Origin of the sequence: Algibacter sp. 2305UL17-15, from assembly GCF_040720935.1 — a bacterium.
Lineage (GTDB): Bacteria > Bacteroidota > Bacteroidia > Flavobacteriales > Flavobacteriaceae > Jejuia.
In genome coordinates this window covers 74365-99412 of the sequence record NZ_JBFDAE010000008.1, presented here as the reverse complement: position 1 = coordinate 99412, position 25048 = coordinate 74365, and the positions used below count along the sequence as shown (strand labels likewise).

26 protein-coding genes, 1 tRNA gene and 1 pseudogene are annotated in these 25048 nt (G+C 34.3%); 8 read left to right on the top strand and 20 right to left on the bottom strand.

Going from position 1 to position 25048, the window contains the following annotated elements:
- Positions 1-72 precede the first annotated feature (72 nt).
- The 6 genes from ABXQ82_RS10290 to mnmE all read right to left on the bottom strand — a co-directional run bounded on the left by ABXQ82_RS10290 (position 73) and on the right by mnmE (position 6070).
- On the bottom strand, positions 73-957 hold the full coding sequence (locus tag ABXQ82_RS10290; protein WP_367058773.1) for a toprim domain-containing protein: 885 nt from the start codon (positions 955-957) through the stop codon (positions 73-75).
- A gap of 221 nt (positions 958-1178) precedes the next feature.
- Positions 1179-2186 carry a replication initiation protein gene (locus tag ABXQ82_RS10285; RefSeq protein WP_367058770.1) on the bottom strand — a complete coding sequence of 336 codons (1008 nt, stop codon included), beginning with the start codon at positions 2184-2186 and terminating at the stop codon, positions 1179-1181.
- Positions 2183-2467 carry a helix-turn-helix domain-containing protein gene (locus ABXQ82_RS10280; RefSeq protein ID WP_367058767.1) on the bottom strand — a complete coding sequence of 95 codons (285 nt, stop codon included), beginning with the start codon at positions 2465-2467 and terminating at the stop codon, positions 2183-2185. The genes ABXQ82_RS10285 and ABXQ82_RS10280 overlap by 4 nt, the downstream gene beginning before the upstream one ends.
- Before the next feature lie 141 nt (positions 2468-2608).
- Entirely contained in the window at positions 2609-3358 is a 750-nt protein-coding gene (locus tag ABXQ82_RS10275) for a hypothetical protein (RefSeq protein WP_367058764.1), read from the bottom strand.
- 3 nt (positions 3359-3361) lie between these two features.
- Positions 3362-4489, bottom strand: coding sequence for a site-specific integrase (locus tag ABXQ82_RS10270; RefSeq protein ID WP_367058761.1), 1128 nt, complete (start codon positions 4487-4489; stop codon positions 3362-3364).
- A 171-nt stretch (positions 4490-4660) separates the two neighbouring features.
- Complete coding sequence (gene mnmE, locus ABXQ82_RS10265; protein WP_367058758.1) at positions 4661-6070, bottom strand: tRNA uridine-5-carboxymethylaminomethyl(34) synthesis GTPase MnmE; 1410 nt, start codon at positions 6068-6070, stop codon at positions 4661-4663.
- Positions 6071-6231: 161 nt separating this feature from the next.
- Here mnmE and ABXQ82_RS10260 point away from each other — a divergent pair, with 161 nt between their 5' ends.
- Positions 6232-7428 (top strand): HYR domain-containing protein, encoded by a 1197-nt coding sequence (locus tag ABXQ82_RS10260; protein WP_367058755.1) that lies wholly within the window; start codon positions 6232-6234, stop codon positions 7426-7428.
- 127 nt (positions 7429-7555) lie between these two features.
- On the opposite strand, the gene ABXQ82_RS10255 is transcribed toward ABXQ82_RS10260, so the two are convergent.
- The 5 genes from ABXQ82_RS10255 to ABXQ82_RS10235 form a co-directional block, all read right to left on the bottom strand.
- Complete coding sequence (locus ABXQ82_RS10255; protein WP_367058752.1) at positions 7556-8398, bottom strand: S1-like domain-containing RNA-binding protein; 843 nt, start codon at positions 8396-8398, stop codon at positions 7556-7558.
- A 101-nt stretch (positions 8399-8499) separates the two neighbouring features.
- Positions 8500-8838: a DUF2853 family protein gene (locus tag ABXQ82_RS10250; RefSeq protein WP_367058749.1), complete on the bottom strand. Its 339-nt coding sequence runs from the start codon at positions 8836-8838 to the stop codon at positions 8500-8502.
- A gap of 81 nt (positions 8839-8919) precedes the next feature.
- Positions 8920-10689, bottom strand: a complete 1770-nt coding sequence (locus ABXQ82_RS10245; RefSeq protein ID WP_367058746.1) for a thiamine pyrophosphate-binding protein — start codon at positions 10687-10689, stop codon at positions 8920-8922.
- 56 nt (positions 10690-10745) lie between these two features.
- Positions 10746-11873, bottom strand: a complete 1128-nt coding sequence (locus ABXQ82_RS10240) for a chorismate-binding protein (RefSeq protein WP_367058743.1) — start codon at positions 11871-11873, stop codon at positions 10746-10748.
- A 5-nt stretch (positions 11874-11878) separates the two neighbouring features.
- On the bottom strand, positions 11879-12304 hold the full coding sequence (locus ABXQ82_RS10235; RefSeq protein ID WP_367058740.1) for a hotdog fold thioesterase: 426 nt from the start codon (positions 12302-12304) through the stop codon (positions 11879-11881).
- A gap of 389 nt (positions 12305-12693) precedes the next feature.
- On the opposite strand from ABXQ82_RS10235, the gene ABXQ82_RS10230 reads away from it, so the two are divergent.
- The gene (locus ABXQ82_RS10230; protein ID WP_367058737.1) at positions 12694-13554 is read left to right on the top strand and encodes an AraC family transcriptional regulator; all 861 of its coding nucleotides are present in this window, start codon (positions 12694-12696) and stop codon (positions 13552-13554) included.
- 88 nt (positions 13555-13642) lie between these two features.
- Here the strand turns inward: ABXQ82_RS10230 and murA are convergent, their stop codons facing one another.
- From murA to ABXQ82_RS10215, 3 genes are read right to left on the bottom strand one after another with little or no spacing between them, the layout of a single operon-like run.
- A complete protein-coding gene (murA, locus tag ABXQ82_RS10225; RefSeq protein ID WP_367058734.1) occupies positions 13643-14950 on the bottom strand; it encodes a UDP-N-acetylglucosamine 1-carboxyvinyltransferase in 1308 nt (435 codons plus the stop codon).
- A gap of 8 nt (positions 14951-14958) precedes the next feature.
- Complete coding sequence (locus ABXQ82_RS10220) at positions 14959-15606, bottom strand: DUF4290 domain-containing protein (RefSeq protein ID WP_367058732.1); 648 nt, start codon at positions 15604-15606, stop codon at positions 14959-14961.
- A 60-nt stretch (positions 15607-15666) separates the two neighbouring features.
- Complete coding sequence (locus ABXQ82_RS10215; RefSeq protein WP_367058729.1) at positions 15667-15960, bottom strand: DUF493 domain-containing protein; 294 nt, start codon at positions 15958-15960, stop codon at positions 15667-15669.
- Positions 15961-16038: 78 nt separating this feature from the next.
- Between ABXQ82_RS10215 and ABXQ82_RS10210 the strand changes: the two genes are divergently transcribed.
- The 5 genes from ABXQ82_RS10210 (at position 16039) to ABXQ82_RS10190 (ending at position 20586) form a co-directional block, all read left to right on the top strand.
- A complete protein-coding gene (locus ABXQ82_RS10210) occupies positions 16039-16587 on the top strand; it encodes an ATP-binding protein (RefSeq protein WP_367059094.1) in 549 nt (182 codons plus the stop codon).
- A 1-nt stretch (position 16588) separates the two neighbouring features.
- The gene (locus ABXQ82_RS10205; protein ID WP_367058727.1) at positions 16589-18496 is read left to right on the top strand and encodes a RecQ family ATP-dependent DNA helicase; all 1908 of its coding nucleotides are present in this window, start codon (positions 16589-16591) and stop codon (positions 18494-18496) included.
- Positions 18493-19440, top strand: a complete 948-nt coding sequence (fmt, locus tag ABXQ82_RS10200; protein WP_367058725.1) for a methionyl-tRNA formyltransferase — start codon at positions 18493-18495, stop codon at positions 19438-19440. The genes ABXQ82_RS10205 and fmt overlap by 4 nt, the downstream gene beginning before the upstream one ends.
- Positions 19441-19627: 187 nt before the next feature.
- Positions 19628-19900 (top strand): HU family DNA-binding protein, encoded by a 273-nt coding sequence (locus tag ABXQ82_RS10195; protein WP_367058723.1) that lies wholly within the window; start codon positions 19628-19630, stop codon positions 19898-19900.
- A gap of 125 nt (positions 19901-20025) precedes the next feature.
- Entirely contained in the window at positions 20026-20586 is a 561-nt protein-coding gene (locus tag ABXQ82_RS10190; protein WP_367058720.1) for a YqgE/AlgH family protein, read from the top strand.
- A gap of 11 nt (positions 20587-20597) precedes the next feature.
- Here the strand turns inward: ABXQ82_RS10190 and ABXQ82_RS10185 are convergent, their stop codons facing one another.
- Together ABXQ82_RS10185 and ABXQ82_RS10180 are read right to left on the bottom strand one after the other, a co-directional pair.
- On the bottom strand, positions 20598-21425 hold the full coding sequence (locus tag ABXQ82_RS10185; RefSeq protein WP_367058717.1) for an aminotransferase class IV: 828 nt from the start codon (positions 21423-21425) through the stop codon (positions 20598-20600).
- A gap of 53 nt (positions 21426-21478) precedes the next feature.
- On the bottom strand, positions 21479-21871 hold the full coding sequence (locus tag ABXQ82_RS10180; RefSeq protein WP_367058715.1) for an START-like domain-containing protein: 393 nt from the start codon (positions 21869-21871) through the stop codon (positions 21479-21481).
- A gap of 130 nt (positions 21872-22001) precedes the next feature.
- Here ABXQ82_RS10180 and ABXQ82_RS10175 point away from each other — a divergent pair.
- Positions 22002-22075: transfer RNA gene (locus tag ABXQ82_RS10175), tRNA-Met, on the top strand.
- 117 nt (positions 22076-22192) lie between these two features.
- On the opposite strand, the pseudogene ABXQ82_RS10170 reads toward ABXQ82_RS10175, so the two are convergent.
- The 4 genes and pseudogenes from ABXQ82_RS10170 to xylA form a co-directional block, all read right to left on the bottom strand.
- A pseudogene (locus tag ABXQ82_RS10170) lies at positions 22193-22688 on the bottom strand (transaldolase family protein); the annotation flags it as partial.
- Entirely contained in the window at positions 22670-23155 is a 486-nt protein-coding gene (locus ABXQ82_RS10165) for an MFS transporter (RefSeq protein ID WP_367059091.1), read from the bottom strand. The pseudogene ABXQ82_RS10170 and the gene ABXQ82_RS10165, both read right to left, overlap by 19 nt.
- 270 nt (positions 23156-23425) lie before the next feature.
- Positions 23426-23620: an MFS transporter gene (locus ABXQ82_RS10160; RefSeq protein WP_367058712.1), complete on the bottom strand. Its 195-nt coding sequence runs from the start codon at positions 23618-23620 to the stop codon at positions 23426-23428.
- 76 nt (positions 23621-23696) lie between these two features.
- Entirely contained in the window at positions 23697-25013 is a 1317-nt protein-coding gene (gene xylA, locus ABXQ82_RS10155; protein ID WP_367058710.1) for a xylose isomerase, read from the bottom strand.
- Positions 25014-25048 lie beyond the last annotated feature (35 nt).

Sequence of the window (25048 nt, the reverse complement as noted above, 5' to 3'; positions counted from 1 at the left end):
TGATGTTAATGTGCTGACAAAATGAAATTTGTCAGGACATTGACACCTCTCGATATATTTTACCCATAAAAACTAGCGTCTATATGCCATTAAGTAATCATTAACATCATTATATTTTTTGAATTTTAAGCTTTCATTTAAGAACTCTCTTTTACAATTTTCTTGAATCATTTTTGTCGCTTTAATACCAGATTCATCATTATCGAAGAACGTCTTAACAGTTGTGTAATTTGGTAATACTTCAATTGTGTTTTTTACTATTGAAGTCGAATTTGTTATTATGAAATCTTCATTTTCTTTATGGGGCATTAAAGTCAGGTACGATATAAAGTCCAAAAAACCTTCAAATAAATTCAAGGTATTAGAATCATTTTTGATGGTTGTGATTGCTTTAACAAATAAGCAACTCTGAAAAATTTTATTTCTTGTTTCATAACCTCCAAGGTCATTTTTAAATGCAATAGTATAAAAGGGTTTTAGCCTATTATCACTTTTAGATTTTTTGGCGTTGTTTGAGTTTGCTTTTTGAATATTTAAATAATGTAATTCAATACAGTACTTCCTTGCAGTTGAAACGTCAATCTTTCTTTCGTGTAAATAACTAATCAATGTCGCTTTTTGGACTCTCCGTTCACTAACAATTTCATAATTTCGAATTGTTTCGATATTCGATTTTTTTGGCTTTTGAAAAGAAAAAGATTTATTTTCCAATAGTTTTAGCGCCTCACTAATTGAGCACATCTTTAACCTAATCATAAAATCAAGTGTGTTACCACCTTTTCCTTCGCCGTGGTCGAACCATTTATTAATTTTTGAGCATACTTTGAATGAAGGTGTGGTTTCATCCCGAAATGGACTAAAAAACCAAACATCATACTTAATCCGTTTTACAGGATGAAAATTGAGTGATGCCATCAACTCAACTAAATCTAATTCTTTTGCAGTTTTGCTATTCATATCTTTTTCTTTTCAACAGCATTTTTATTGATTTTCACACTACTTGTTTATTTATTGTAGGTTAACCTTATTGTAGAGCACTTGAAACACCTATGATTACTACACTTAACAGAAGTTAATCACACAAAATGACGAAGTTCTAAAATGGCTATCACACAAATTGACGAAGTTCATCACACAAAATGACGAAGTTCAGCGTCTCAATCACACATATCTTTTTTTTAGTGTGTTTTGGATTTTGCAACTCCTTTAACACCAACTTCTTTGAGTATTATTTTGTTCAATAAGTTTTTGATATCAGCTTTAGTTTTTTTGCCAGAAGTATAATCATCATCTAATCTTAAAAACCGTGAGTATGCTTTATCAATTTTACCTGATTGAGCAATTGATTCAGAATAATCTAATGCCTTTGTGTCCATCTGATTTGAATAGAAGCGATTTAAGAAGTTATAAACAAAAATGTACTGTTTGCTATCAATACCTCTATACTCATCTTTAACTTCTGTGTTTCTATGGAATTTAAAGGTTATTGAATAATAAGTACTTCCTCGTTTATGTAGCTTAAAACTAAAGTAGACATCTGCTCTTTTTTTTAGTTCTTGTTTAGGGTCTTCTAAAAAACGTGTTCTTAAATGAGATATTTGTTTATATTTTTCTCCTGTATTCATTAAAAGCCTAAATTCTTCAATCGTACATTCAAAGCCACCTTTATCAATCCATCTACAACAAAGCTCATACATACACTTAGCAGGATTTGTTGTAAGACTTATAGCTATTGTTTTTTGAAAGCTTGTGTAACCACCACCTATATAACAGAAAAACCTGCAAGCTGACGATGGCACCCAAAAAGAAATATATTCAGAATTTCTTTCGTAGGTTAAACCACTTACCAATGAAGTTGCCGAATCGAATATCTTATCAGCTCTATTACCATTAGGTATATTCATTTCGAACTCAACTTGTTTTGAACCTAAAGATTTTATAGCATTTTTGATACGATGATAATTACGATGTTTATCTAAAAGCTTTAACTCCACAATAACTTCTTGCTCTTTATAATTTTGATTCAAATCCTTAGACATAACCTTTTGAAGTTGGTCTAAAACTGTGTAGATAATATTCTTCTCTAACGTCGATAGAGCAAAACGAGCAGTTAAAATATGATTAGGCTTTTTTATGAACCGTGTGGCTTCTTCTTGATTTTTTTTCTTTAAATAAGAAGCTTTCATCTTCTATTTTTTAAAGAATAATCAAACGCTTCTTGCTCAATTTCATCAATAGATTTTTGAGGATTTTGAAGTAACCAAGCTTCTAACTTGTCCCTATCGAAAAAAATAGCTTTTCCATTTGGCTTACTGTGAGGTACGATTTTCCCAGATGTAAGCTTATACATATAACTGGAAGAATAATTTGAATACTGACAAGCTTCGTCAAACGAAAGCACCCTCTTGGATGCAATTAAAAGTTTTTCAATTCTATCGAGTCTTTCATCTAATTGTAGTGTGTTCATTTCCTAATTTTTTTAAATTAATGATGAACAATTGCGCAATTGTTTCTGATTTTGTTTGATATCTGAAAACAAACCTATAACAAAGGAAAACTACTGACTAAATGTTTGAGAACATTGAAATGTTTGAGAAGATTGAGCTACTTAAGACTCTGAAAAATAGTCTTTTGTGATTTTAAATTCTTTTAATAATAATTTTAGTTTTTTATTTCTAGTCTGGTCATATTTAACTTTATTCATATATATACTCCAGTATTTTTCAATATCGTTATCTTCAATGTAACTCGAACGGTCTCTATCAAACTTAAAAATATTATTTCTACAAAGTGATTTTAGTTGAAGTTTAGTAATTAATCCAGTATTGACTAAAGCAAAAAGAATTCTAAGACAATCACTTCCTGTCGTAAAAGTAAAATGAATAGAACCTTTGTTCAATTTATCAAAATTTTGATTCAAAAAAGATTCCAAAATTTCATTTTTTGGGTAAGTAAACATTGATAATGCTTTGTGCGCTATGACCTTATTATTAATTAGGTTGCTTTTAATCAGTTCCTCTTCTAAATTAGGTTTAAATTCAAAAGAAATTTTCTCGCTTTCAACATCTTTTACTAAAGTTTTTAAATTTGATTGATTAAGAAGCAAGTAGCGATGTGGTAAATTGGCTTTTTGATTGTTACGGATTTCAATGCTCTTTATGGCAAAAACAGAACTATTTACAATTGGAAGTATAAAAGTCATAGAAAAAACAGCCATTGATTGATTAAAGCTAATTATAAAGTAACAGCCAATAAAAAATATTAACCACAATAAAATAGAGTATTGAAGTACTGGGTTTTTCTGTGTTTCAGAAGAGGCCTTTAAGGCTAACTCAACGTATGCATTTACTAATTTCATAACTTAAAGTGTTAAATTTGGTATTAATTCAGATGCTTCTTTCATCTTACTATCAATTATTCTCGTATAAATTTCCGTGGTTCTAATCTCTTTGTGTCCAAGTCGTTTTGAAACCGTATAAATATCTGCTCCGTTCTCCAAAAGTAAAACGGCATTCGTGTGTCTGGCACTATGGAAAGTAATATGCTTTGTGATTCCTGCTCGCATACACCATCTTAAAATTTCGGCATTAAAGTGAGCACCATATTTTAATCCCTTAAAGACCTTATTCGCTTCTCCAGTTCGTTCTCCTAACAAAGAACGTGCTTGGTCAGAAATGTAAAGATATTCTAAACCGTCTGTTTTCTTCTGACGAAATATTACACGACAACCAGTATCTTCATCCCGAACTTCCGACCATTTAAGTTTGTCTATGTCGCTCCAACGTAAGCCACTTAAACAACTAAAAATGAAGGCATTCTTTAAAACTTGATACTTACAATCAGCTTTTGCTAAAGCTTGCAGTTCAGAATGAACTAAATATTCTCGTTGAGACTCGCCTTGGTCAAAAGATTTTATCTTTTTAGTAATGTCATCTGAAAGAAAACCATCCTCAAAGGCTTGACGTAATGCTGCTTTGAATTTATTAAAATAAGTGTACTTAGAATTTTGCGAAAGTGCAATTCCACTTTTAGTAACACTCTTAGAATCTAAAAAGCGCTTAAAACCCTTAGCAAATTCATCATCAACGTTATCGAAAGTCAATGTTGGCGAACAATAGCGTTCTAAATGCTTTCCTGCTGCATCCCAATTACCATAGTTACCCTTACTCTCATTACGTTCATTTTTAAGCTCATTGTAATAATCTAGAAATCTAGTTTTAGACTTCTTATCATTCTTAATGCTATGCTTGCCCTGAAAATATTCGGATTTCCTGATGGATAAAATCTGATTAGCTAACTGAACCGTTTCCTTATCTTTCTTTTTATCAATAGCAGTTTGCGGTTCTTGAAGTGTGTAGAGCTTTAGATACTCAAAACTTCTATTGTGTTTCATTGTTCCGTTCTTATCTACATAAGAACCATCATAAAACTCAATGTACCAGCTAAATTTACCGCTACTTAATTTTTTCTTCTTTAGACTAATTTGCATATGAGATGTATTTACTACACCTTATATGTCAAAAAAAGAAACGAGGTGTATTTTAGATGTAGTAAAAGTAATAAAAATAGTTATACAAAGGAAAGTGTAAATTGTATAAAATAGCCTTACGCACCGTTTTTATTGAATTTATTTGACATTAACTTCTTTTGTTTTCCTTTGTTACTTCCCGATACAAAAATTAGCAAAAATATTCCCCAACAAATCATCGTTAGTAATTTCACCGGTAATCTCTCCAAAGTGATATAAAGCTTGACGGATATCTATGGCTAACAAATCGCCAGAGAGTCCAGTTTCTAGTCCGTGTTTAACTTTATCAATTTCTTCAAAAGCTTTTAAAAGGGCATCATAGTGGCGGGAATTTGTAACAATAGTGTCATTATTTCTCAATGCACCTGTGTTTACAAAATCAAGCAAAGTGCTTTTAAATGCTTCAACGCCTCTACCCGTTTTGGCAGAAATAAAAAGTATATTTTTGATTGAAGACTGAAAATCGACAATTGAAGATTTAAGATTTTCAATCTCCTTTTCTGAAAGCTTATCAATTTTATTAAATATTACAATAAGGTTTTTAAGAGGATATTTATTCTTTATTTTTTCAATTTCAATCAAAGTACCATGAGCAATTCCCCCTTCGGGGGTTAGGGGGCTTATATAGACTACAACCTGCGCCTGCTCTATTTTCTCAAAAGTTCTCTTAATACCAATACTTTCCACAACATCTTTTGTTTCTCTTATTCCTGCTGTATCTATAAATCTAAAACCAATTCCTCCAATAGAAATTTCATCTTCTATGGTATCTCTTGTTGTTCCCGCAATTTCAGAAACTATGGCGCGCTCTTCATTTAAAAGCGCATTTAACAGGGTTGATTTTCCAACATTGGGCTCGCCTACTATTGCCACCGGAATTCCGTTTTTTATTACGTTTCCAACCGCAAAAGAATCTATTAAACGTTTTAAAACAAAAGTGATGCGCTCTACTAACTCTTTAAATTGACTTCTATCTGCAAACTCTACATCTTCTTCAGCAAAATCCAGTTCCAATTCAATTAATGATGCAAAATTCAACAATTCTTCACGCAATTTTGCAATTTCAGAAGAAAACCTACCACGCATTTGTTGCATTGCAATTTGATGGGACGCTGCATTATCACTCGCTATTAAATCTGCCACAGCTTCGGCTTGACTTAAATCCAGTTTTCCATTCAAAAATGCCCGCAAAGTAAACTCCCCTGCATTTGCCATTCTACAGCCTTCTCGAAGAAATAATTGAATAATCTCCTGTTGTATATAGTTTGAACCGTGGCATGATATTTCAACAACGTTTTCGCCTGTATAAGAATTGGGGTCTTTAAATACAGACACCAACACCTCATCAATGGTAATGGCGCCATCTACTATATGCCCTAAATGAATGGTATGGGTTTTCTGTTGCCCCAATAGCTTTCCAGAAACAGATTTAAATTGCTTTTCTGCAATAGAAATAGCCTCGTTTCCAGACAAACGAATAACGGCAATTGCCCCAGCACCTGAAGGCGTTGCTAATGCTATTATGGTATCTTGATATATCATGCTGCAAAAATAATGAATTTGATAAGTTAACTTCTTAAACAAATGACAGAAATGCAATTTGAGACAACAATGGAACATTTGTTGTTTCTATTGGAACATATGACGGACACAAACAATTCGTAAAAAAATAACTTTGCAACATTAACTTAAATAATGTTATTATGCTAAAAAAGAAAATTGCACAATTATTATTTTTATCACTAGCCCTATTAGCAACTGCCTGCAGTAGTGATGGAGGTAGTGATGAAGAAATGAAAGAAGAAAAAGATACTGTAAACCCTACTATTAGTTGTCCTGCCAATATCAATGAAACTGTTGATGTTTTTTCAAGTGGTAAGGAAATTACATTTACAGATCCCATTGGAACAGATAACTTGGAAGGTGCTGTAACCACCCAGACGGCTGGTATAAAATCTGGTAGATTTTTCCCTATTGGGACTACTACCAATACATTTGAAGTTAGGGATGCAGCCGGTAATACGGCTTCATGTAGTTTTGATGTCATTATTACTAAAGATGCTCCCTCGGCAAGTTTACCTTATTTTATAGATATTAACCCTACTCCTACTGGCAAAAAATGGACTAAGGTTGAAAATTTATCTGATGAATTTGAAACAGCTTTTGATGACGCGAAATGGCACAGGGACCCTGCAACGGATGGTTTTGGCTGGATTGGACGTGCACCTGGTTTATTTGAACCTGATAATGTAACTGTTAACGGGGGCAATTTAACTGTAACCGTTGATAAACTTGCCGCCCCACAAACCATAGGAACACATACTTATACCCACGGCGGTGCTATTGTGCGATCAAAAGCTAAGGCAAAACAAGGACACTATTTTGAATGTAGAATGCAAGCCAATAAAACTGTGATGTCATCTACGTTTTGGATTGCCTATAAACAAAATTGCAATACGGGCCCTCAAAGGAAACTTGAATTGGATATTCAGGAATGTGTGGGACGTTTTAGTGGCGACCCTGTAAAAGATCCTTGGGCCGTAAATTATGATCATATCTATGCTTCTAATACATGGAGACACAAGCAGTCTTGTGATGTTAGTGAATCTGTACAAAGTCCTGGTAAGACGGTTTTAGACGAAGACAACCACTCAAGATTTTTTGTGTATGGATGCTGGTGGAAATCGCCAACTGAAATTTTATTTTACTTAGACGGTAAATTATCGCATAGCATTACCAACCCTCCTGCCGATTTTGATTTGGAAGGGCATATTACTATGGCTATTGAAACCTATGGATGGAATCCTATAGATGCTGCTAATATATTTGAAACAGCCTCTGCAGATGATAGATCGACCAAATATGACTGGGTAAGAACTTGGAAGTTGGATGATGAATAAACTTCTGAATGATAAATCGTGAAAAACCAAAAAACGCTGAACCAAATGGTTCAGCGTTTTTTTTCTATTCTCTATCGTCTATTCTCTATTCTCTATTGTCTATCCTCTACCGTCTATCGTCTATCGTCTAATCTAAAAAGTCTTCAACTAAATAAATACCATCTTGCTTTATTTCTATTTGGCGCTCCCTATATAAACTTCCAACGGCTTTTTTAAAGCTCTTTTTACTCATTTGAAGTTTGTTTTTTATAGCCTCAGGGTTAGATTTATCCGTTAAATTTATAAATCCGTTATTATCTTGTAATTCTTGTAAAATACGTTCAGAATTAGGCTCAATATTTCTATAACCTATTTTCTCTAAAACAATATCCAATTTATTTCCGGGTCTAATCTTTTTAACAATGCCCTTCATTTTATCCCCTACACTAATATCTTTAAAAATGTTGTCCTTAAAGATAAGTCCAGTATGTTTTTTGTTCACGATAACATTCCAACCCAAATCTGAAGGATGTGACACAATTAAATCGACTTCTTCAAATTCTTTAACGGTTAATTCCCTGTTATCTAAAAATCGATTGGTCTTACTTGAAGCCACTAATCGTTCGGTTTTTTCGTCCAGATAACAATACACCAAATACCAACCGCCAGGTTTCATTTTGAAGGCTTGTTCCATAAACGGACAAAATAATTCCTTAACCATTCCCCAATCTAAAAAAGCACCAAAATCGGTGACCTGATTACATCTTAACAATGCAAATTCGTCTTTTTTGATATAGGGCATATCTGTTGATGCCACCAAACGTTCTTCGTTATCCAGATAAACGAAAACATCCAATTTGTCCCAAATTTTGAATTCTTTTGGTACATATCTGTTTGGGAGTAATACTTGATGATCATCATCATCAACCAAATACATGCCGTGATCTGTTTCTCGAAGTATTTCAAGGGTATTTATTTGTCCTAATTCCATAGTCTGCAAAGTTATAACATTAGGCTTTCACTACTAAATTAATAAGCATAAAAAAAGCGCTACTAAATTGTAACGCTTTTGAATATGATATCGATTCTCTCCTAGTAAACAGACTCTTTACCAAAATGTTTGGTTAGTAAATAATATACTACGGCTCTGTATTTGTTACGGTTAGATTGTCCGTATTGCTCCATTACCTTAGCTATACCTTCATCTAATTTAGCGCCATCGCTCAATCCTAATTTTTTAATTAAGAAGTTGTTTTTTACTGTATCCAACTCAGAAGCATCTGAACCAGAAACCGTTGCAGCATCAGCATTGTAAATTGATGGTCCGCAGCCAATGGTAACTTTAGTTAACAAATCCATGTCGGCATTAACGCCACATTTGTCTTTTAAATCTGCAGCATATTTTGCAATAAGCTCGTCACGTTTACTCATGATAAAAAGTGTTTTTAGGTTAATAATTACTATCTCTAAAGATAACTATTTTTTAGACACGTTAACATTTGTAAAGTCACATTAACGCTGTTTTATGAATTTAAAATATTCTAATAATATCTCGTCATTCAGGTTTTTAGGTGTAAACACTTCCAATAATTTTGGGGTATCTGAATCTTCAAAAAATAAACTTAATTGATCTGTTAATTGGTTTTTTTCGGAAGCAGAAACATATTCAAAATTATACATCTTGCATAAATGTTCTGCAGTTAATTGATGATTGGTTTCAAAATAGGTGTCAAAATTCTCGGTGTTTTTATGTCCAGGAAGAATTCTAAAAATGCCGCCACCTTGATTGTTCACAACTATAATTCTAAAGTTATCTGGGATATAATTATTCCAAAGCGCATTGCTATCGTAGAGGAAACTTAAATCCCCGGTTATAAAGGTCGTTTGTTTTTCATTGGCTACAGCACATCCAATTGCTGTTGAAGTACTGCCATCTATACCACTAGTACCCCGGTTACAATACACTTCTATCGTTTTATTAATGGTGAATAATTGTGCGTAACGAATTGCAGAACTGTTTCCTAATTGCAAAACTGTATTACTAGGAATTGATTTTAAAACCGTATCAAAAACAGAAAAATCACAAAACGGAATTTCGTTTAAATACTGTTCGTGCTTCTTTAGTCGGTCTTGCTTTACTTTAGTCCAAATGCTTTTATAATCGCTTTTCTTATAATGGGAAATCATTGGTAAAAAGGACTCTAAAAATTGTTGGGCCGAAGTTTCAATATGTTTTGTTAAGCTGAAAAACGTATCGTTTGCTTTCTTTTGATCAATATGCCAATGCTCTTTTGGTTTGTATTTACGTAAAAGTGCCTTTATTTTTTTTGAAACAATTAAACCACCAAAAGTCAATAAAATATCTGGTTGCAATTGTTTTTGTTCATCTTCTGAAAGTGGCGCGATTATTTGATCGATGCTCGGGAAAAAGCTTTTCTTATGTAAGTTGGATGTAGTTTCGGTAAATACGATAACACTTTCATCTTTATAGAATTCACTCAATAATGCTTTATCAATTTCATTGGGATGGTTAGCCCCAACTAAAATCATTTTTTTTGAAGCCGCAGTCCAATCTTCGTAACAGTCTCTTAAAATATGGTTGTCGATACCATTATTATCTTTAAAGTTGAATTCAACCACCTCGGGAGTTACAGAAAGCTCGCTAACCGTTTCATATAAAGGTTCATCAAAAGGAATATTGATATGAACAGGACCATTTTTAAATTTCGCTAAATTAATAGCTGTATTTATTTCAACTTCGTTATAATCTTGAATCCCTTTTTGCAGTCCCAAAAAACGTTCTAACTTATTTTCAATATTTTTCATGATAGGCAACTCTTCATGAAGTGGCACATTTTTTTCATCCTTTAAATCCAGCTTTAAATTTGCTGAATATAAAATGTGATTCTTAAAAACGTTTTTCTGGTTGATGGTTTGTCCATCGCCAATACCGATTAAATGTTTTGGTCTATCTGCCGACAAAACCACCAATGGAATATCACTGTAAAAAGCTTCGGCAATAGCAGGATAGTAATTTAACAATGCACTTCCAGAGGTACAAACTACTGCCGTTGGGGCTTTTATTTGTTGTGCAATACCCAGCGCAAAAAAGGCTGCACAACGCTCATCTACAATACTATAGCATTTAAAAAATGGATCGTTGGTAAAACCAATGGTTAATGGTGCATTTCGGCTTCCAGGAGAGATAATAATATGCTTGATGTTTTTCGCTTTGCACAACTGAATAACGGTTTGTGCCAACGGAATTTTAGGATATGTCATTTAGTTTTAAAAAAATCTAAACGCTAAATTAAGAAATAGCAATCAAACAACTTTAATTACAACACCTTTTTAATTACCATAGATTTTGAAACCGTTTCCTCCCACTCACTTTCCGGGGCGGACGTTTCTGTAATGCCACCACCAACATAAATAAAAGCTTTATCATCCTTAATTTGTACACAGCGCAAATTCACGTAAAGTTGTGTCGATTTTCTTTTTAAAGTGTATGCTCTGTTTTCAATATTACGTTTCCCAGTTCTAGGTTTTAAATCGGTTTCAAAATTCAACTCGCCTAAAAACCCAGTATAGAATTCACGATTATAATCTTCATTTTTTAAGATAAATTCTTTTGCGGCCACTTTAGGTAAACCACAAACCGCAGGTGTTGGATGCAGACTTCTTAATAAGGCTTCAAACTTTAAAGTCTGTAGATTGAGTGTGCCTTTTATTTGGGTTCTTAAATGCAACAAATTTCCAGCTTTAACGGTTTCTAGTTCTGAAACTTTTATATTTTCGACTGTCGATTTGATGTTATCTAAAATAAAATCAGTCACAAATTGTTGTTCTTGCAATTCTTTGTCTTTCCAAATTACTTCTCTTGTGCCGTTGTAATTCTGAGTTCCCGCCAATGCCATAATGGAAAATTGTCGTCCTTCTATTTTCAGTAATGTTTCTGGCGTTGCGCCCAACCACAACCCCACTTTTGGATGGTACCAACAATACACAAATGCTGAAGCATAGTTTGCTAAAAGGTTTTTAAATATTGAAATGGGGTTTTTATTCTGAAGTGTTACGGCTTCTTGACGTGATACTACAACTTTTAGGAATTGGTCATTTTTTATAGCTTCAACACCTTTTTTTACGAGGTTGATGTGGTGTTCCTTAGATGCTTTGTGCGTTCCTACCTGTGCAGAAATGATAGGCTTGCGAGAAATATCAACTGTTTTTGACACGACACCATCTATGGATAAAACTTCAGAACTTTCTAGAGGAAATAAAACACTATTCTTTCTATCATCAAATGGAGAAAATACAAATCCACTTTCTTCAAAATGTTTTGTAATGTGTAAGGCATCATCCTTTTGAAGTATAGTTTTTACGTTTATGGTATTCGGTTTTCTATAAACAACAAAGGGCAATTGGCTTTTAAGCTGTTGTTCTAAACGGTTAAAAAAAATCTCCAATGCTCTTAATTTTTTCTGGGTAGCGCAATGGTGGTCAACTTACAAAGCGAAATAAGGTTATCCTCCTCATCGGTAACCCGTATTTCCAACAATTGCGTGGTCCTACCTTTGTGCAGATACACCGCTTTTGCATATACATAACCTTCCCTAACACTTTTTATATGATTTGCTGAAATCTCGATGCCACGAACAAACATTTTATCGCTATCCATTAAAACCAATGAAGCAAAACTACCAATAGTTTCAGCCAAAGCTACAGTAGCTCCTCCATGTAACACGCCATCTGGTTGGTGTAATTTAGAAGTAACCAACATTCTACCTACTACAAAATCGTCGCTCACATCTACAAACTCAATTCCCAAATGTGATATTAACGTGTTTTGACTTATGGCTTTGAAACGCTCAAAAATGGTTTCTTTTGAAATTTGCATAGACATCGTTTATTTTTAAAGGCGTGTAAAAATACAAAATGCTTGCATAAATTAGAACGAATAATTAAAGAGATTCCCGCCGGCACAGGAATGACAAATATGGATGCATCAACTTTGGATTAATAACTGCGTTAGTTAGAAGAATACAAAGGTTGTTAAGTAAGATTTCAAATTGAACATTTTTTTTTTAAGGACGGAATAGAAAAAGAGTCTGAAGGATTCAAACATATAGATATGCCAAGTATTAATACGGTCCTGAAAGGGTCGAACAAACACGAATTGAGCCTATAAAGATGTCCTCCTTTGGGATAAACAAAAAACAACTTCAGCAAGATTGGAAAAGTAACTATCAAATAGACATTTTATATTTGCCTTACCATTACAAAGCCATGAAAGCAAAACCACCCAATAACGTATTTTACAACGAACGCTTAAATGTAATTATTGAATACATCAATAACCATTTGGATGGTAAAATTGACATAAAAACATTGGCGGAACTTTCCTGTTTTTCGCCCTTTCATTTTCATAGGATCAGCAGAGCGCTTTTAGGCGAGCCCATTGGAAAATATATTTCCAGAACACGGATTGAAACTGCTGCAAGACTATTGCGTTATTCAAAATTAACTATTGAAGCTATTGCTTATAACGTTGGGTTTGAAACACCTTCATCATTATCTAAAGCTTTTAAAACTCATTTTGGGATTACTCCCAGCGCATACCGAAAAGATAAATCATTCACCATCAAAAAAACGAATATCATGAAAACAACACTAAACATTAAAAAACCTAAAATCCTAGAAATTGAAGACAAAAAATGTTTGTACATCCGACTGCAAGGTGCATACCAAACCTTGGATTATGCAAGTGCTTGGAAAAAGTTATGGCGACAAGTAAAAGCGCAGAAATTATTTACCAAAGGCATTCAACATATTGGTTTGCCGCACGATGACCCAAAAGTTACCGACGAAAAAAACATAAGATATGATGCCTGTTTAATAATTCATAAAGATGCTAAACCAGTTGGGGATATTGGCGTAAAAACTTTAAAAGGCGGCAAATTTGCCATGTTTTTATACCAAGGGTCTTATAAAAATTTTGAACAGGTGTATAACTATATGTTCAACGATTGGTTAACGACTACCGATTTTGAATTACGCGACGAACCTGTTAGAGAACGCTACATTAGTAATCCAGAACGTGTTGCTGAAGAAAAGTTAAAAACTGAATTTTACATTCCAATTAAGTAACTTACTGGTTAAATAGTTATTGGGTTATTAGGTTATTTTGTCGTAATGCCTTAATAACCCAATTATCATGAACTTAATAACCCAAAAACTAGACCCGCTCAATATGCGCACCAATAGCTTTTAAACGTTCATCTATATTCTCATAACCGCGATCTATTTGTTCTATATTTTGAATGGTAGATGTGCCTTTTGCAGAAAGGGCAGCAATTAATAAAGAAACTCCAGCTCTAATATCAGGAGATGTCATTTTTGTTGCCTTTAAAGTAGATTTAAAATCGTGACCAATAACTGTTGCACGATGTGGATCGCAAAGAATAATTTTTGCGCCCATGTCTATCAATTTATCCACGAAGAACAAACGACTTTCGAACATTTTTTGATGTATCAAAACACTTCCTCTTGCTTGTGTGGCAACCACAAGAATAATACTCAATAAATCTGGTGTAAACCCAGGCCACGGCGCATCGGAAATTGTTAAAATAGAGCCATCAATAAAATTTTGTATTTCGTAACCATTGGTATGCGCTGGAATATGAATATCATCGCCTTGCTTTTCAACAGTAATCCCTAGTTTTCTAAACACATTAGGAATTACGCCTAAATCGTCCCAACTTACATTTTTAATGGTCAATTCACTTTTAGTCATTGCCGCGAGACCAATCCAACTTCCTATTTCAATCATATCAGGAAGCATCGTGTGGTCTGTTCCGCCTAAACTTTCAACACCATCAATAATCAACATATTAGAACCAACACCACTAATTTTTGCGCCCATTCTATTCAGCATTTTACATAATTGCTGTAAGTAAGGTTCGCAAGCTGCGTTGTAAATTGTGGTTTGTCCTTCTGCCAAAACAGCTGCCATCACGATATTTGCAGTACCTGTTACCGAAGCTTCCTCCAATAACATATAAGCGCCCTTTAGCTTTTTAGCTTCAACACCGTAAAATTGTTCTTCTTTACTATAGCCAAATTTTGCACCTAGTTTAATAAGTCCTTCAAAATGTGTATCCAATCTACGACGACCAATTTTATCGCCACCTGGTTTCGGGATATATCCTTTACCAAAACGCGCTAATAAGGGACCAACAATCATGATAGATCCACGTAATCCTCGACCATCAATTTTAAATTGATCGGATTCTAAATATTTTAAATTAACGTTATCTGCCTGAAATGTATATGTTCCTTTGGAAAGATTTTCAACTTTAACCCCCAATTTTTTTAATAAGTTGATAAGCTTGTTAACATCAATAATATCTGGAATGTTATTAATGGTAACTTTCTCTGGAGTGAGCAATACCGCGCATAAAATTTGTAATGCTTCATTTTTAGCACCTTGAGGTTGAATGCTGCCTTTTAGCTGGTGACCTCCTTCAATTTTAAATGTTCCCATAGGTAAACTTAGTAACGTTTTCTTTGACGATTGTTAGAATTGCTTTTCTTCTTTTTGCTGCCGGAATTGCTGCTGTATTTACCTTTGGTGCGCATTAAATTGGTAGCATCTGATAATTCCTCTTTAGAATTTCTCAAATCTATTTTACCACCTGAGAGTTCGTATAAGTGATTAAAGATTACTGCATCTTCAACGGTATCTTTATTCCAGTTTAAGAAACATTTTTTCATGTGGTTTGCAATAGTGTAAAGCAAAGCTTCTTTTAGTTCCCCTTCTTCCCATGTATTTGCAACATCTATCATTGTTTTGATATTATTGCCGTAAAAACGATATTTTGGATGATTTTGGGGATATTCCAAAGTTTCAGGACGTGCGTAAATTTCTTCTTTATTCGGAATTGGGTATGGCGATTCTACATCCAATTCAAAGTTGGCCATGATGAACAACTGATCCCAAAGTTTATGTTGAAAATCTGGAACATCACGCAAATGTGGTTGCAAATTACCCATTACAGATATAATGGCTTTGGCTAATTTTTCGCGCTCTTCCTTGGTTTCCCTAGATTTAGCATGGTTTATCATTTTTTGAAGATGACGTCCATACTCTGGAATTATTAAATGCTCTCGCTCTGTATTGTACTCTAAATTATCAATCAAAATTATAAGTGTGGTATTTAAATTCTATGAAGTTGCAATGCTGCAAAATACGAAAAAAAACTAAAGGCTAATAACTCCTTCAATCTTTTCTGCTACCTCTTTATATTTATCAATGACAGCATCTGGATTTTTCATCATCACATTAATGGAAACACTAGTATATTTCGCGTTTTTGGATGCAACTGTATGTATTACAGCACCCATATTGTCAAAAAGAGATTCTACTTTAGTAATTTTTGTAGTGTCTGTTTTAACGATAAACTTGTACAAATACTCACTAGGCCATAACGCAGTATCGTATAACTGTGCTTTTAGTTTTTTGTAAAATTCATCTGGATTTGGAGGTATGCTCATAACCTATTTTTAAGCTGCAAATATAAGGTTTACTTTCCATTTTTTTTATAGCAGTTAAATTCCGATTTTTACATTTAAATTCAAATCATTTTAAATATCAAAAAAATTGTAATTACTGGTGGCCCAGGAACTGGGAAATCTACTATCATTAACGAATTAATAAGAAAAAATTATACCTGTTTTGAAGAAATATCGAGACAGGTAATTATAGATGCCCGAAAAGAAGGCATTGACCAATTATTTTTAACCAATCCATTATTATTTAGTGAATTACTTTTAAAAGGACGGTTAGAACAATTTCAAACTTCGGAAACTTTAAAAAGTGATATTGTTTTTTTTGACAGAGGCATTCCAGATGTTTTGGCATATATGAATTATATAGGAGATCCTTATCCTGATCATTTTATCCAAACCACAAAAAATGCTGTTTATGATACGGTTTTTATCTTAAAACCATGGGAAGCTATCCATAAAAATGATACTGAACGTTATGAAAGTTTCTCCCAAGCAAAAGACATTCACAACCATTTATTAAAGACATATACGGATTTCAATTACACACCAATCGATGTGCCTTTTGGAGCTATTGAAGCACGTACCAATTTCATTTTAAACACTTTAATTTAGAATGTCCCAACACCCGTTAAACATATTAGAGCGTTATTGGAAATTTACTTCGTTTCGACCGTTACAAGAAGAAATTATCAATGCCGCAATTGAAGGTGAAGATACCTTTGCCCTATTGCCTACTGGCGGAGGAAAATCATTGTGTTTTCAAATTCCAGCGCTAGCAAAAGAAGGGATTTGTATTGTAATTTCCCCACTAATTGCACTTATGAAAAACCAAGTTCAAAACTTGAATGACAAAGGCATTAAGGCTATTGCACTAACTAGCGGTATTCGTTCGAGCGAAATAGATACGCTTTTAGATAATTGCATTTACGGGAATTATAAATTTTTGTACCTCTCCCCTGAAAGACTTGAGCAAGAATTGGTGCAAGACCGTATCCGTCAAATGAACGTAAACCTTATTGCTGTTGACGAAGCACATTGTATCTCGCAATGGGGCAACGATTTTAGACCTGCTTACAAAAATATCGTAAAATTACGGCAGCTGCAACCAACTGCAAATGTTATTGCATTAACTGCAACTGCAAAACCTAAAATTGTTGGCGACATTGTTAAAGAACTCGATTTTATAAATCCAAAAATTTTTAGACAATCGTTTTTTAGACCCAATCTTGGGTATATGGTGTTGCATGAAGAAGATAAATATTATCGGCTGGAGACTATTCTTAAAAAATATCAAGGGTCTTCAATTATATATGTTAGAAACCGAAGATCTACTTTAGAAGTGAGTTCTCATTTAACCTCAAGAGGAATTTCATCTACTTATTATCATGGTGGCTTAGATGCCACAGAGAAAGACAAGAACATGAATGCGTGGATACGCAACCAAAAACAAGTAATGGTTGCTACCAACGCCTTTGGTATGGGGATTGACAAACCTGATGTAAAAACAGTTATTCATTTAAACTTGCCAGAAAGTATAGAAAGTTACTTTCAAGAAGCTGGTCGGGTTGGCAGAAACGGCGATAAGGCATTTGCCATTGTTTTAAAAAACAAAAGTGATGAAGCTTTAGTGAAGCATCAGTTTTTAAAGGTGTTGCCTTCGGTTAAAAGTGTGAAACAAATATATCGGAAGTTGTGTAATTATTTTCAAATTTCCTACGGCGAAGGCGAATACACAACACATGATTTCGATTTTAATAGGTTCTGTAAAACTTATGATTTTAACGGCATTTTATGCTATAATGCGTTGCAAGTTTTGGATAGAAACAGCATCATCAATTTATCAAATCAGTTTAAAAATAAAGTTTTAGTACAATTTATAGCATCAAACAGTTCCATATTCAACTATTTAGAAAAACATGCTGATTTTGAAACAGTTGTAAAATCTATATTAAGAAGTTATGGGGGTATTTTCGACCATCAAACCGATATTAATACGAGGAAAATGGCCGATAAAGCTTCGGTTTCAGAACATGTTGTCATTCAAACATTAGAACAATTGGCAATAGATGACATCATCACTTTGAATCATACCAAAACGGATGCTCAAATCACCTTTATTGAACCTCGGGAAGATGATAAAACCATTAACCGAATTGCTTCAATAATAAACCAACAAAATAAACTTAAAGAAGAACAGGTAAGTGCTGTGATTGATTATATAAATAATGATGACCTTTGCAAAAGCATGCAACTTTTAAGTTATTTTGGAGAAAAAGACATAGCACCTTGCGGAATGTGTTCGGTTTGCACCACTAAAAATTCAAAAAAGACTGAATTGAGTTTAGAAGACATCAAAAAACGAATCATTCAACTTTTAGAATCTGGTGATACATCTTCAAGACATATTACCCAAACCATAGGTTGTAATGATGTACAAACAAAGCAAGTTTTAAGATTGCTTTTAGAGCATAATATTATAACGATTACAAAAACAAACACATACAAATTGAGCCATTTATGAGGAATTTAAGAATTGTATTTATGGGTACTCCCGATTTTGCTGTTGCAACTTTAAAAGCATTGGTAGAACATCAATACCATATAGTAGGTGTGATAACCGCTCCCGATAAACCTGCCGGTCGCGGAAGAAAACTAAACGAAAGCGCCGTAAAACAGTATGCAAAACAGGAAGGCTTAACTATTTTACAGCCTACCAATTTAAAGAACAAAGATTTTATTGAAGAATTAAAAGCTCTAAATGCTAATCTTCAAATAGTAGTTGCTTTTAGAATGTTGCCAAAAGTGGTTTGGCAAATGCCAGAATATGGTACGTTTAATTTACATGCCTCGCTCCTACCAAATTACCGTGGCGCTGCACCTATAAATTGGGCGGTTATAAATGGTGAAACCAAAACTGGCGTATCCACATTTTTTATAGACGAAAAAATTGATACAGGTGAGATGATTCTTCAAGAGGAAATTGACATACATCCAGAGGAAAATGCAGGAAGTCTTCACGATAAATTAATGCAATTGGGAAGCGACTTGGTAATAAAAACTGTCGAATTAATAAAAAGTGGTAATGTAACAACATCGTCTCAAATAGAAAGTGAGGCTATTAAAACCGCTTATAAATTAAATAAAGAAAACTGTAAAATTAACTGGCACTCACCGATCGAGGATATATACAATCATATTCGTGGATTAGCGCCTTATCCGGCAGCTTGGTGCACCTTAATTAATGGTGAAGAAACTTTAGATATCAAAATATATGACGTTGAAAAAGAAATTGAATCTCACAATAATAGTGTTGGTACAATTATTTCAACAAAGAAAACCCTAAAAGTTTCAGTTACTGAAGGCTATATAAATATCTTAAAAATCAAGCTTCCCGGAAAGAAATTAATGGATACAAAATCGCTTTTAAATGGATATCAATTTGATGATGGCGCAAAAATGCGCTGAACCCCTATCAATGCTGATATCATAAAAAATCGTTAAAATGCACTTCCTTTATTAACAAATGATATAAGTTATCAACAAAACCCTGTTTTTCCCTTGCCATTACTTGTATGGAATGATAATCCGTATAAATTTGTAAAGGATTTAACAAATAAGTTTAACCGATTTATTAATATTTAAAATTTACATTATGAACAAAACAGATTTAATCGATGCAATGGCAGAACACGCAGGAATCACTAAAGCAGCTGCTAAAAAGGCTTTAGAATGTGCTCTTATAGAAATAGAAGGAGCTTTACAAAAAGGAAACAGAGTTTCTTTAGTTGGTTTTGGTTCTTGGTCAGTTTCTAAAAGATCTGCAAGAGACGGAAGAAACCCTCAAACTGGTGAAACTATTAAAATCAAAGCTAAAAACGTTGTTAAGTTTAAAGCTGGATCTGATTTATCAAGTGCTGTAAACTAATTTTAGTTACAGAAAAAAAAGAGAAAATGCCTTCCAGTTTGGAGGGCATTTTTTTTATGTCATTATTAAAAGTTGGATTTTTAATAAAATAATCTTAGATTTAGTTACTAATTCAAATAATGCACATGACGAGTATAGAACCAAAGAAAGGCGATTTGTTAATAGCGGAACCTGCCATAATTGGAGATGTTTCTTTTAATCGTTCCATTGTTTTATTGGCAGATCATTCTGAAGAAGGCTCTATAGGTTTTATTTTGAACAAACCTTTAGATTATACCATTAGCGATTTAATTCCTGAGGTAGAAGCCTCATTTAAAGTCTATAACGGTGGGCCTGTAGAACAAGACAACCTCTACTTTATTCACAAAGTACCCCAGCTTATTCCTAATAGTATCGAAATTTCATTAGGTATTTATTGGGGTGGCGATTTTAATAAAGTTGCAGAACTTATTACAGCAAATACCATTGACGAAAATGATATTCGTTTCTTTTTAGGGTATTCCGGTTGGGACATGCACCAATTACAAAATGAACTTAACGCAAATTCTTGGTTGGTTTCAGAAAATATTTATGCAAAAAATATTATCGAGAAAGATTACGAATCTTTTTGGAAAGAAAAAATGCTGGAATTAGGTGGCGAATATAGTATTTGGTCTAACGCTCCAGAAAACCCGAATTATAATTAAGCTACTCTTACCTAAATATTAAGTTGCTGCAAAAGTGCTTTGGCTACTTTAGTTTCAAATTCCTTTTTTCTGTATTTCGAGATTGGCTGTATCCCAACAATTACATTGCTTATAAATAATTCATCTGCTTTTTGTAATTCAAATGGAGATATGGATACTTCCTCTAAAATATAATCTGTCTTTTTATCAATTATATTTATGAGTTGCGTTCTCATAACGCCTTTTAAACAGCCATCTAATAATGGTGGGGTTTTTATTGTATTTCCTTTCACCAAGAATAAATTACCATTTAGTGCTTCAACGACATGCTTGTTGGTATTTAATAACAAACAATTATCTAGTTCATTTTCTTTTGCAAAAATACTCCCTATAACATTTATCGCTTTATTGTTCGTTTTTAAAGTAGATAATAATGTTGGGGCAACGTAGTAGTCTTTAAATAAATCGACTTCGTAGTTGGCTTCGTTCAATTCAAAAATAGCATTATATAAAGGTTTAACACTAATATTAAACCCTACAGAGTTTTGTTGCGGTAAATACAAACCGCCTTCGTTTCTATGTACTATTAACTTTGCTCTGGCATTGCCTTCTAGAAGATTATTGGCCTCTAAGGTCTTTTTAATTTGTGCTTCAAGATATTCCATTGTGAAGTTCATTGGGATTTCCATGCGCATAATTCGCATCGATGCCATCAACCTAAAATAATGGTCTTCCCAAAACAATAGTTTCCCATTGGCTACTTTTATAGTTTCAAAAAGTGCATCACCATAGGCATAACCTCTGTTATTAATAGAAATTTGAGTAGTATCTTCTAAAATATATCCGTTAAAATTTGTCATAAAAAAAGTCCCGAAGTAAATTCGGGACAAATATAATGCTAAATTACTTTTTCTTAAGAGGAACCCAGTACTTGTTTTAAATCTGAAACTTGATTTGTCCAAAGCATTTTGGCTTCTTCAATTTCATCATCTTCTGCAAAATCGGTAACCATTAACGATACATCTTTTGTGATCTCATCAACCTGAATTCTAATTTCAAAATAACAAGCCAAACCCTCTTCTTCATCAGCTACCCATCTAAATTTTACACGCTCTCCGTTTTTCTTATTTAACAGTTTCGCTTCCTCTTCACTATCATCCCAAATAAAGGTAAATAACTCTCCACGAGAATTTACATTATCTGAAAACCATTCTGACAAACCAGAAGGTGTAGATATATATTGGTATAATAACTGTGGAGAAGCATGAATAGGAAACTCTATTTCAAATTTAACTTTATCGTCCATAAATGTATCAAAGATTTGTGTTGCTCAATATATACATTAATTGATAAGATTTACAACTATTTATGATAATATTTTAGTTAAGTTATGTTTGCACGCGTTAATTTTGTTATTATATTTGCAACCTCAAAATGGCGAGGTAGCTCAGTTGGTTAGAGCGTCGGATTCATAACCCGGAGGTCGGGGGATCGTGCCCCCCTCTCGCTACATAGTTTACAAATAAAAAACCCAAGGAATTAATTCTTGGGTTTTTATTTTGCTAAAACATTTTGCTTTTTTACACCCATCTACGAAATAAGCACAAAATGATATTAAAATTACTTCCTAATTTCCCTTTTTATAATCTTCTAAGAATTTAGCCAAACCTATCCGTCAAAGGGTGCTTTAACAATCCCATAATAGAAGATAAAGGCCCTATCACCACATCACTTCCTATCTTTGCACAGTTAATAACATGCATCGTGTTTCTAACCGAAGTAGATAAAATTTGTGTTTCAAAACCGTAGTTATCATAAATCTGTCTAATTTCCGCCATGAGGTGCAATCCATCTGTAGAAATATCATCCAATCGTCCTAAAAATAGCGACATGCATGTAGCCCCAGCTTTGGCAGCTAATAAAGCTTGCCCAGGGGAGAACACCAAAGTAACATTGGTTTTTATACCTTTATCTGAAAAATATTTGCAGGCCTTTACACCGTCTGCAATCATTGGTAATTTTACAACTATTTAAGGGTTTAAAGCTGCTAAAGCCTCGCCTTCCTTAACCATGCCGTCAAAATCTGTTGAATTCACTTCTGCGCTTACATCGCCAATAATGACATGATGCCGTAAACCCAATACGCAAAACCGTGATTGAATTGTGCCATTAAATATGAATTATCGTCCATCATCAGGAAGGTTAAGGACACTAAATAATTAGAAATCCATTGTGCCGCAACAGCAATAGCCATGGCACGCCCTCTAATTTTGTTAGGAAATATTTCCGATAACAACACCCAAGTAACGGGCCCCCAACTTATCGCAAAACTCGCTACATATAGCATCATACAGGCTAAAGCTAAATACCCTGTAGCTCCAGAGAAAAACACAAACCCTGATGAAAGCATTGCGACACACATGCCTAATGCTCCAATCATCATTAATGGTTTTCTACCAAATTTATCTACGGTTCTCACAGTAATAATGGTAAACAGAAAGTTTACGACTCCCACGATAATCGTTAATAACAAAGCACCATCTGTATTTGGATCTATGGATTTAAAAATTTCCAGCGCATAGTAGAGCACGACATTAATGCCGACAAATTGCTGAAAAACAGACAATATGATACCGATAATAAGATGCCAGCCCAACACCAATACCACCAAGAATTCTGTAAAAAATAAAAATTGTAGAAAATGTATGGTCCAACTCACCTACAGGCGCGATAAACATTTCTGGCATGGCAGAACCTTAGGCCGAAACTAAAAATAAAGATGCAGCAAGTACCAAGCCTTTTTTTCTACCTAATGATTTACTGATCAGTCCACCAAAAGCACCACCAATGATACATCAAATTAAGTACTAGAGACCAGAAATCCTTTAAAAGCACTCGCGGCAGTTTCTGATAAGCCTTTTGGCATTACAAAAAAACTATCAAGGGAACCTACTGTTCCTGAGATTACGCCTGTGTCGTACCCAAATAGCAAGCCTCCTAAAGTGGCTACCAAGGTGAGTTTAATTAAATATCCTGATTTTTTTGATGTTGCCATAATTTGGTTTTAGTTAGTTGCTATTTTATGTGTATTGAGACACTTCAGGTTTTAAAAACCTGAAGGGTCTTGGGTTTTATATGTACTGATTGATAATATTCTCAAACAGCTCTTGTTTGCCGCTTTGTAGTTTTAACTCGCCGTTTTCTTGAGCCAACTTGTATAAGTCTTGCAAGCCCAATTTTCCGTTTTCAAAATCTTTTCCCTTTCCTGAATCGAAAGAGCTATAGCGTTCTTTTCTCAGTCTATCATAAGGTGAGGATGTGATGATCTTATCTGCAATCAACAATGCTCTTGCAAAGGTATCGGCACCACCAATATGTGCGTGGAACACATCATCCATATCTGTTGAGTTTCTTCTGATCTTGGCATCAAAATTAACACCGCCACCTTGCAGGCCTCCCGCTTTTAGGAATACCAACATCGCCTCGGTGGTTTCCTGAATGTTGTTTGGAAACTGGTCGGTATCCCATCCGTTTTGGTAATCGCCCCTATTGGCATCCAGACTTCCCAACATACCTGCTTTTGCAGCAGTTTCAATTTCGTGTTGAAAGGTGTGTTGCGCTAATGTTGCATGGTTTACCTCGATATTTATTTTGAAATCCTTATCCAATCCATATTCCTTTAAGAACCCGATAGCTGTTGCCGTATCAAAATCGTACTGGTGTTTTGATGGCTCCATTGGTTTTGGCTCTACGAAGAAATTGCCCTTAAATCCTTGTGCCCTTGCATAGTCCCTGCACATGGCTAAAAACTGTCCCATATGATCCAGCTCGCGTCCCATATCGGTATTCAATAACGACATATAACCTTCACGACCGCCCCAGAACACGTAGTTTTCGCCGCCTAATTTTATGGTGGCGTCTATGGCCAATTTAATCTGTCCGCCGGCCCTGGCAACCACATCAAAATCCGGGTTTGTTGAAGCCCCGTTCATATAGCGTGGGTTTGAAAAACAGTTAGCTGTTCCCCATAATAATTTAGCCCCGTTTTCTACTTGTTTGCCTTTTATGTAATCGGTAATGGTCGCCAATCTTTGTTCTGATTCTGCAAAAGTTGCGCCCTCTTGGATTAAATCGAAATCGTGGAAACAGAAATAGTCAAAGCCCATTTTTGAAATGAATTCGAAAGCGGCATCTGCTTTGTCTTTTGCTGCCTGGATTGGGTCAGAAGACTGGTCCCATGGGAAGTTTTGGGTACCTGGCCCGAAGGGGTCTGAACCTTGTCCGCAGAAGGTGTGCCAGTAAGCTACGGAGAACTTAAAATGGTCGCGCATGGTTTTTCCCGCTACCACCTGGTCCGGGTTGTAGTACTTGAATGCCAATGGATTGTCTGATTCCTTGCCTTCAAATTTTATTTTGTCAATGCCTTTAAAATATTCTTTTGTTGCCATAATTGATTGTTGATTATATGTTTGTTTCTTTGTTA

Bases quoted from the DNA above. Each gene is read 5' to 3' on its own strand.
- ABXQ82_RS10290 (WP_367058773.1), bottom strand. From the start codon at position 957: ATGAATAGCAAAACTGCAAAAGAATTAGATTTAGTTGAGTTGATGGCA.
- ABXQ82_RS10285 (WP_367058770.1), bottom strand. From the start codon at position 2,186: ATGAAAGCTTCTTATTTAAAGAAAAAAAATCAAGAAGAAGCCACACGG.
- ABXQ82_RS10280 (WP_367058767.1), bottom strand. From the start codon at position 2,467: ATGAACACACTACAATTAGATGAAAGACTCGATAGAATTGAAAAACTT.
- ABXQ82_RS10275 (WP_367058764.1), bottom strand. From the start codon at position 3,358: ATGAAATTAGTAAATGCATACGTTGAGTTAGCCTTAAAGGCCTCTTCT.
- ABXQ82_RS10270 (WP_367058761.1), bottom strand. From the start codon at position 4,489: ATGCAAATTAGTCTAAAGAAGAAAAAATTAAGTAGCGGTAAATTTAGC.
- mnmE (WP_367058758.1), bottom strand. From the start codon at position 6,070: ATGATATATCAAGATACCATAATAGCATTAGCAACGCCTTCAGGTGCT.
- ABXQ82_RS10260 (WP_367058755.1), top strand. From the start codon at position 6,232: ATGCTAAAAAAGAAAATTGCACAATTATTATTTTTATCACTAGCCCTA.
- ABXQ82_RS10255 (WP_367058752.1), bottom strand. From the start codon at position 8,398: ATGGAATTAGGACAAATAAATACCCTTGAAATACTTCGAGAAACAGAT.
- ABXQ82_RS10250 (WP_367058749.1), bottom strand. From the start codon at position 8,838: ATGAGTAAACGTGACGAGCTTATTGCAAAATATGCTGCAGATTTAAAA.
- ABXQ82_RS10245 (WP_367058746.1), bottom strand. From the start codon at position 10,689: ATGACATATCCTAAAATTCCGTTGGCACAAACCGTTATTCAGTTGTGC.
- ABXQ82_RS10235 (WP_367058740.1), bottom strand. From the start codon at position 12,304: ATGCAAATTTCAAAAGAAACCATTTTTGAGCGTTTCAAAGCCATAAGT.
- ABXQ82_RS10230 (WP_367058737.1), top strand. From the start codon at position 12,694: ATGAAAGCAAAACCACCCAATAACGTATTTTACAACGAACGCTTAAAT.
- murA (WP_367058734.1), bottom strand. From the start codon at position 14,950: ATGGGAACATTTAAAATTGAAGGAGGTCACCAGCTAAAAGGCAGCATT.
- ABXQ82_RS10215 (WP_367058729.1), bottom strand. From the start codon at position 15,960: ATGAGCATACCTCCAAATCCAGATGAATTTTACAAAAAACTAAAAGCA.
- ABXQ82_RS10205 (WP_367058727.1), top strand. From the start codon at position 16,589: ATGTCCCAACACCCGTTAAACATATTAGAGCGTTATTGGAAATTTACT.
- fmt (WP_367058725.1), top strand. From the start codon at position 18,493: ATGAGGAATTTAAGAATTGTATTTATGGGTACTCCCGATTTTGCTGTT.
- ABXQ82_RS10195 (WP_367058723.1), top strand. From the start codon at position 19,628: ATGAACAAAACAGATTTAATCGATGCAATGGCAGAACACGCAGGAATC.
- ABXQ82_RS10190 (WP_367058720.1), top strand. From the start codon at position 20,026: ATGACGAGTATAGAACCAAAGAAAGGCGATTTGTTAATAGCGGAACCT.
- ABXQ82_RS10185 (WP_367058717.1), bottom strand. From the start codon at position 21,425: ATGACAAATTTTAACGGATATATTTTAGAAGATACTACTCAAATTTCT.
- ABXQ82_RS10180 (WP_367058715.1), bottom strand. From the start codon at position 21,871: ATGGACGATAAAGTTAAATTTGAAATAGAGTTTCCTATTCATGCTTCT.
- ABXQ82_RS10160 (WP_367058712.1), bottom strand. From the start codon at position 23,620: ATGGCAACATCAAAAAAATCAGGATATTTAATTAAACTCACCTTGGTA.
- xylA (WP_367058710.1), bottom strand. From the start codon at position 25,013: ATGGCAACAAAAGAATATTTTAAAGGCATTGACAAAATAAAATTTGAA.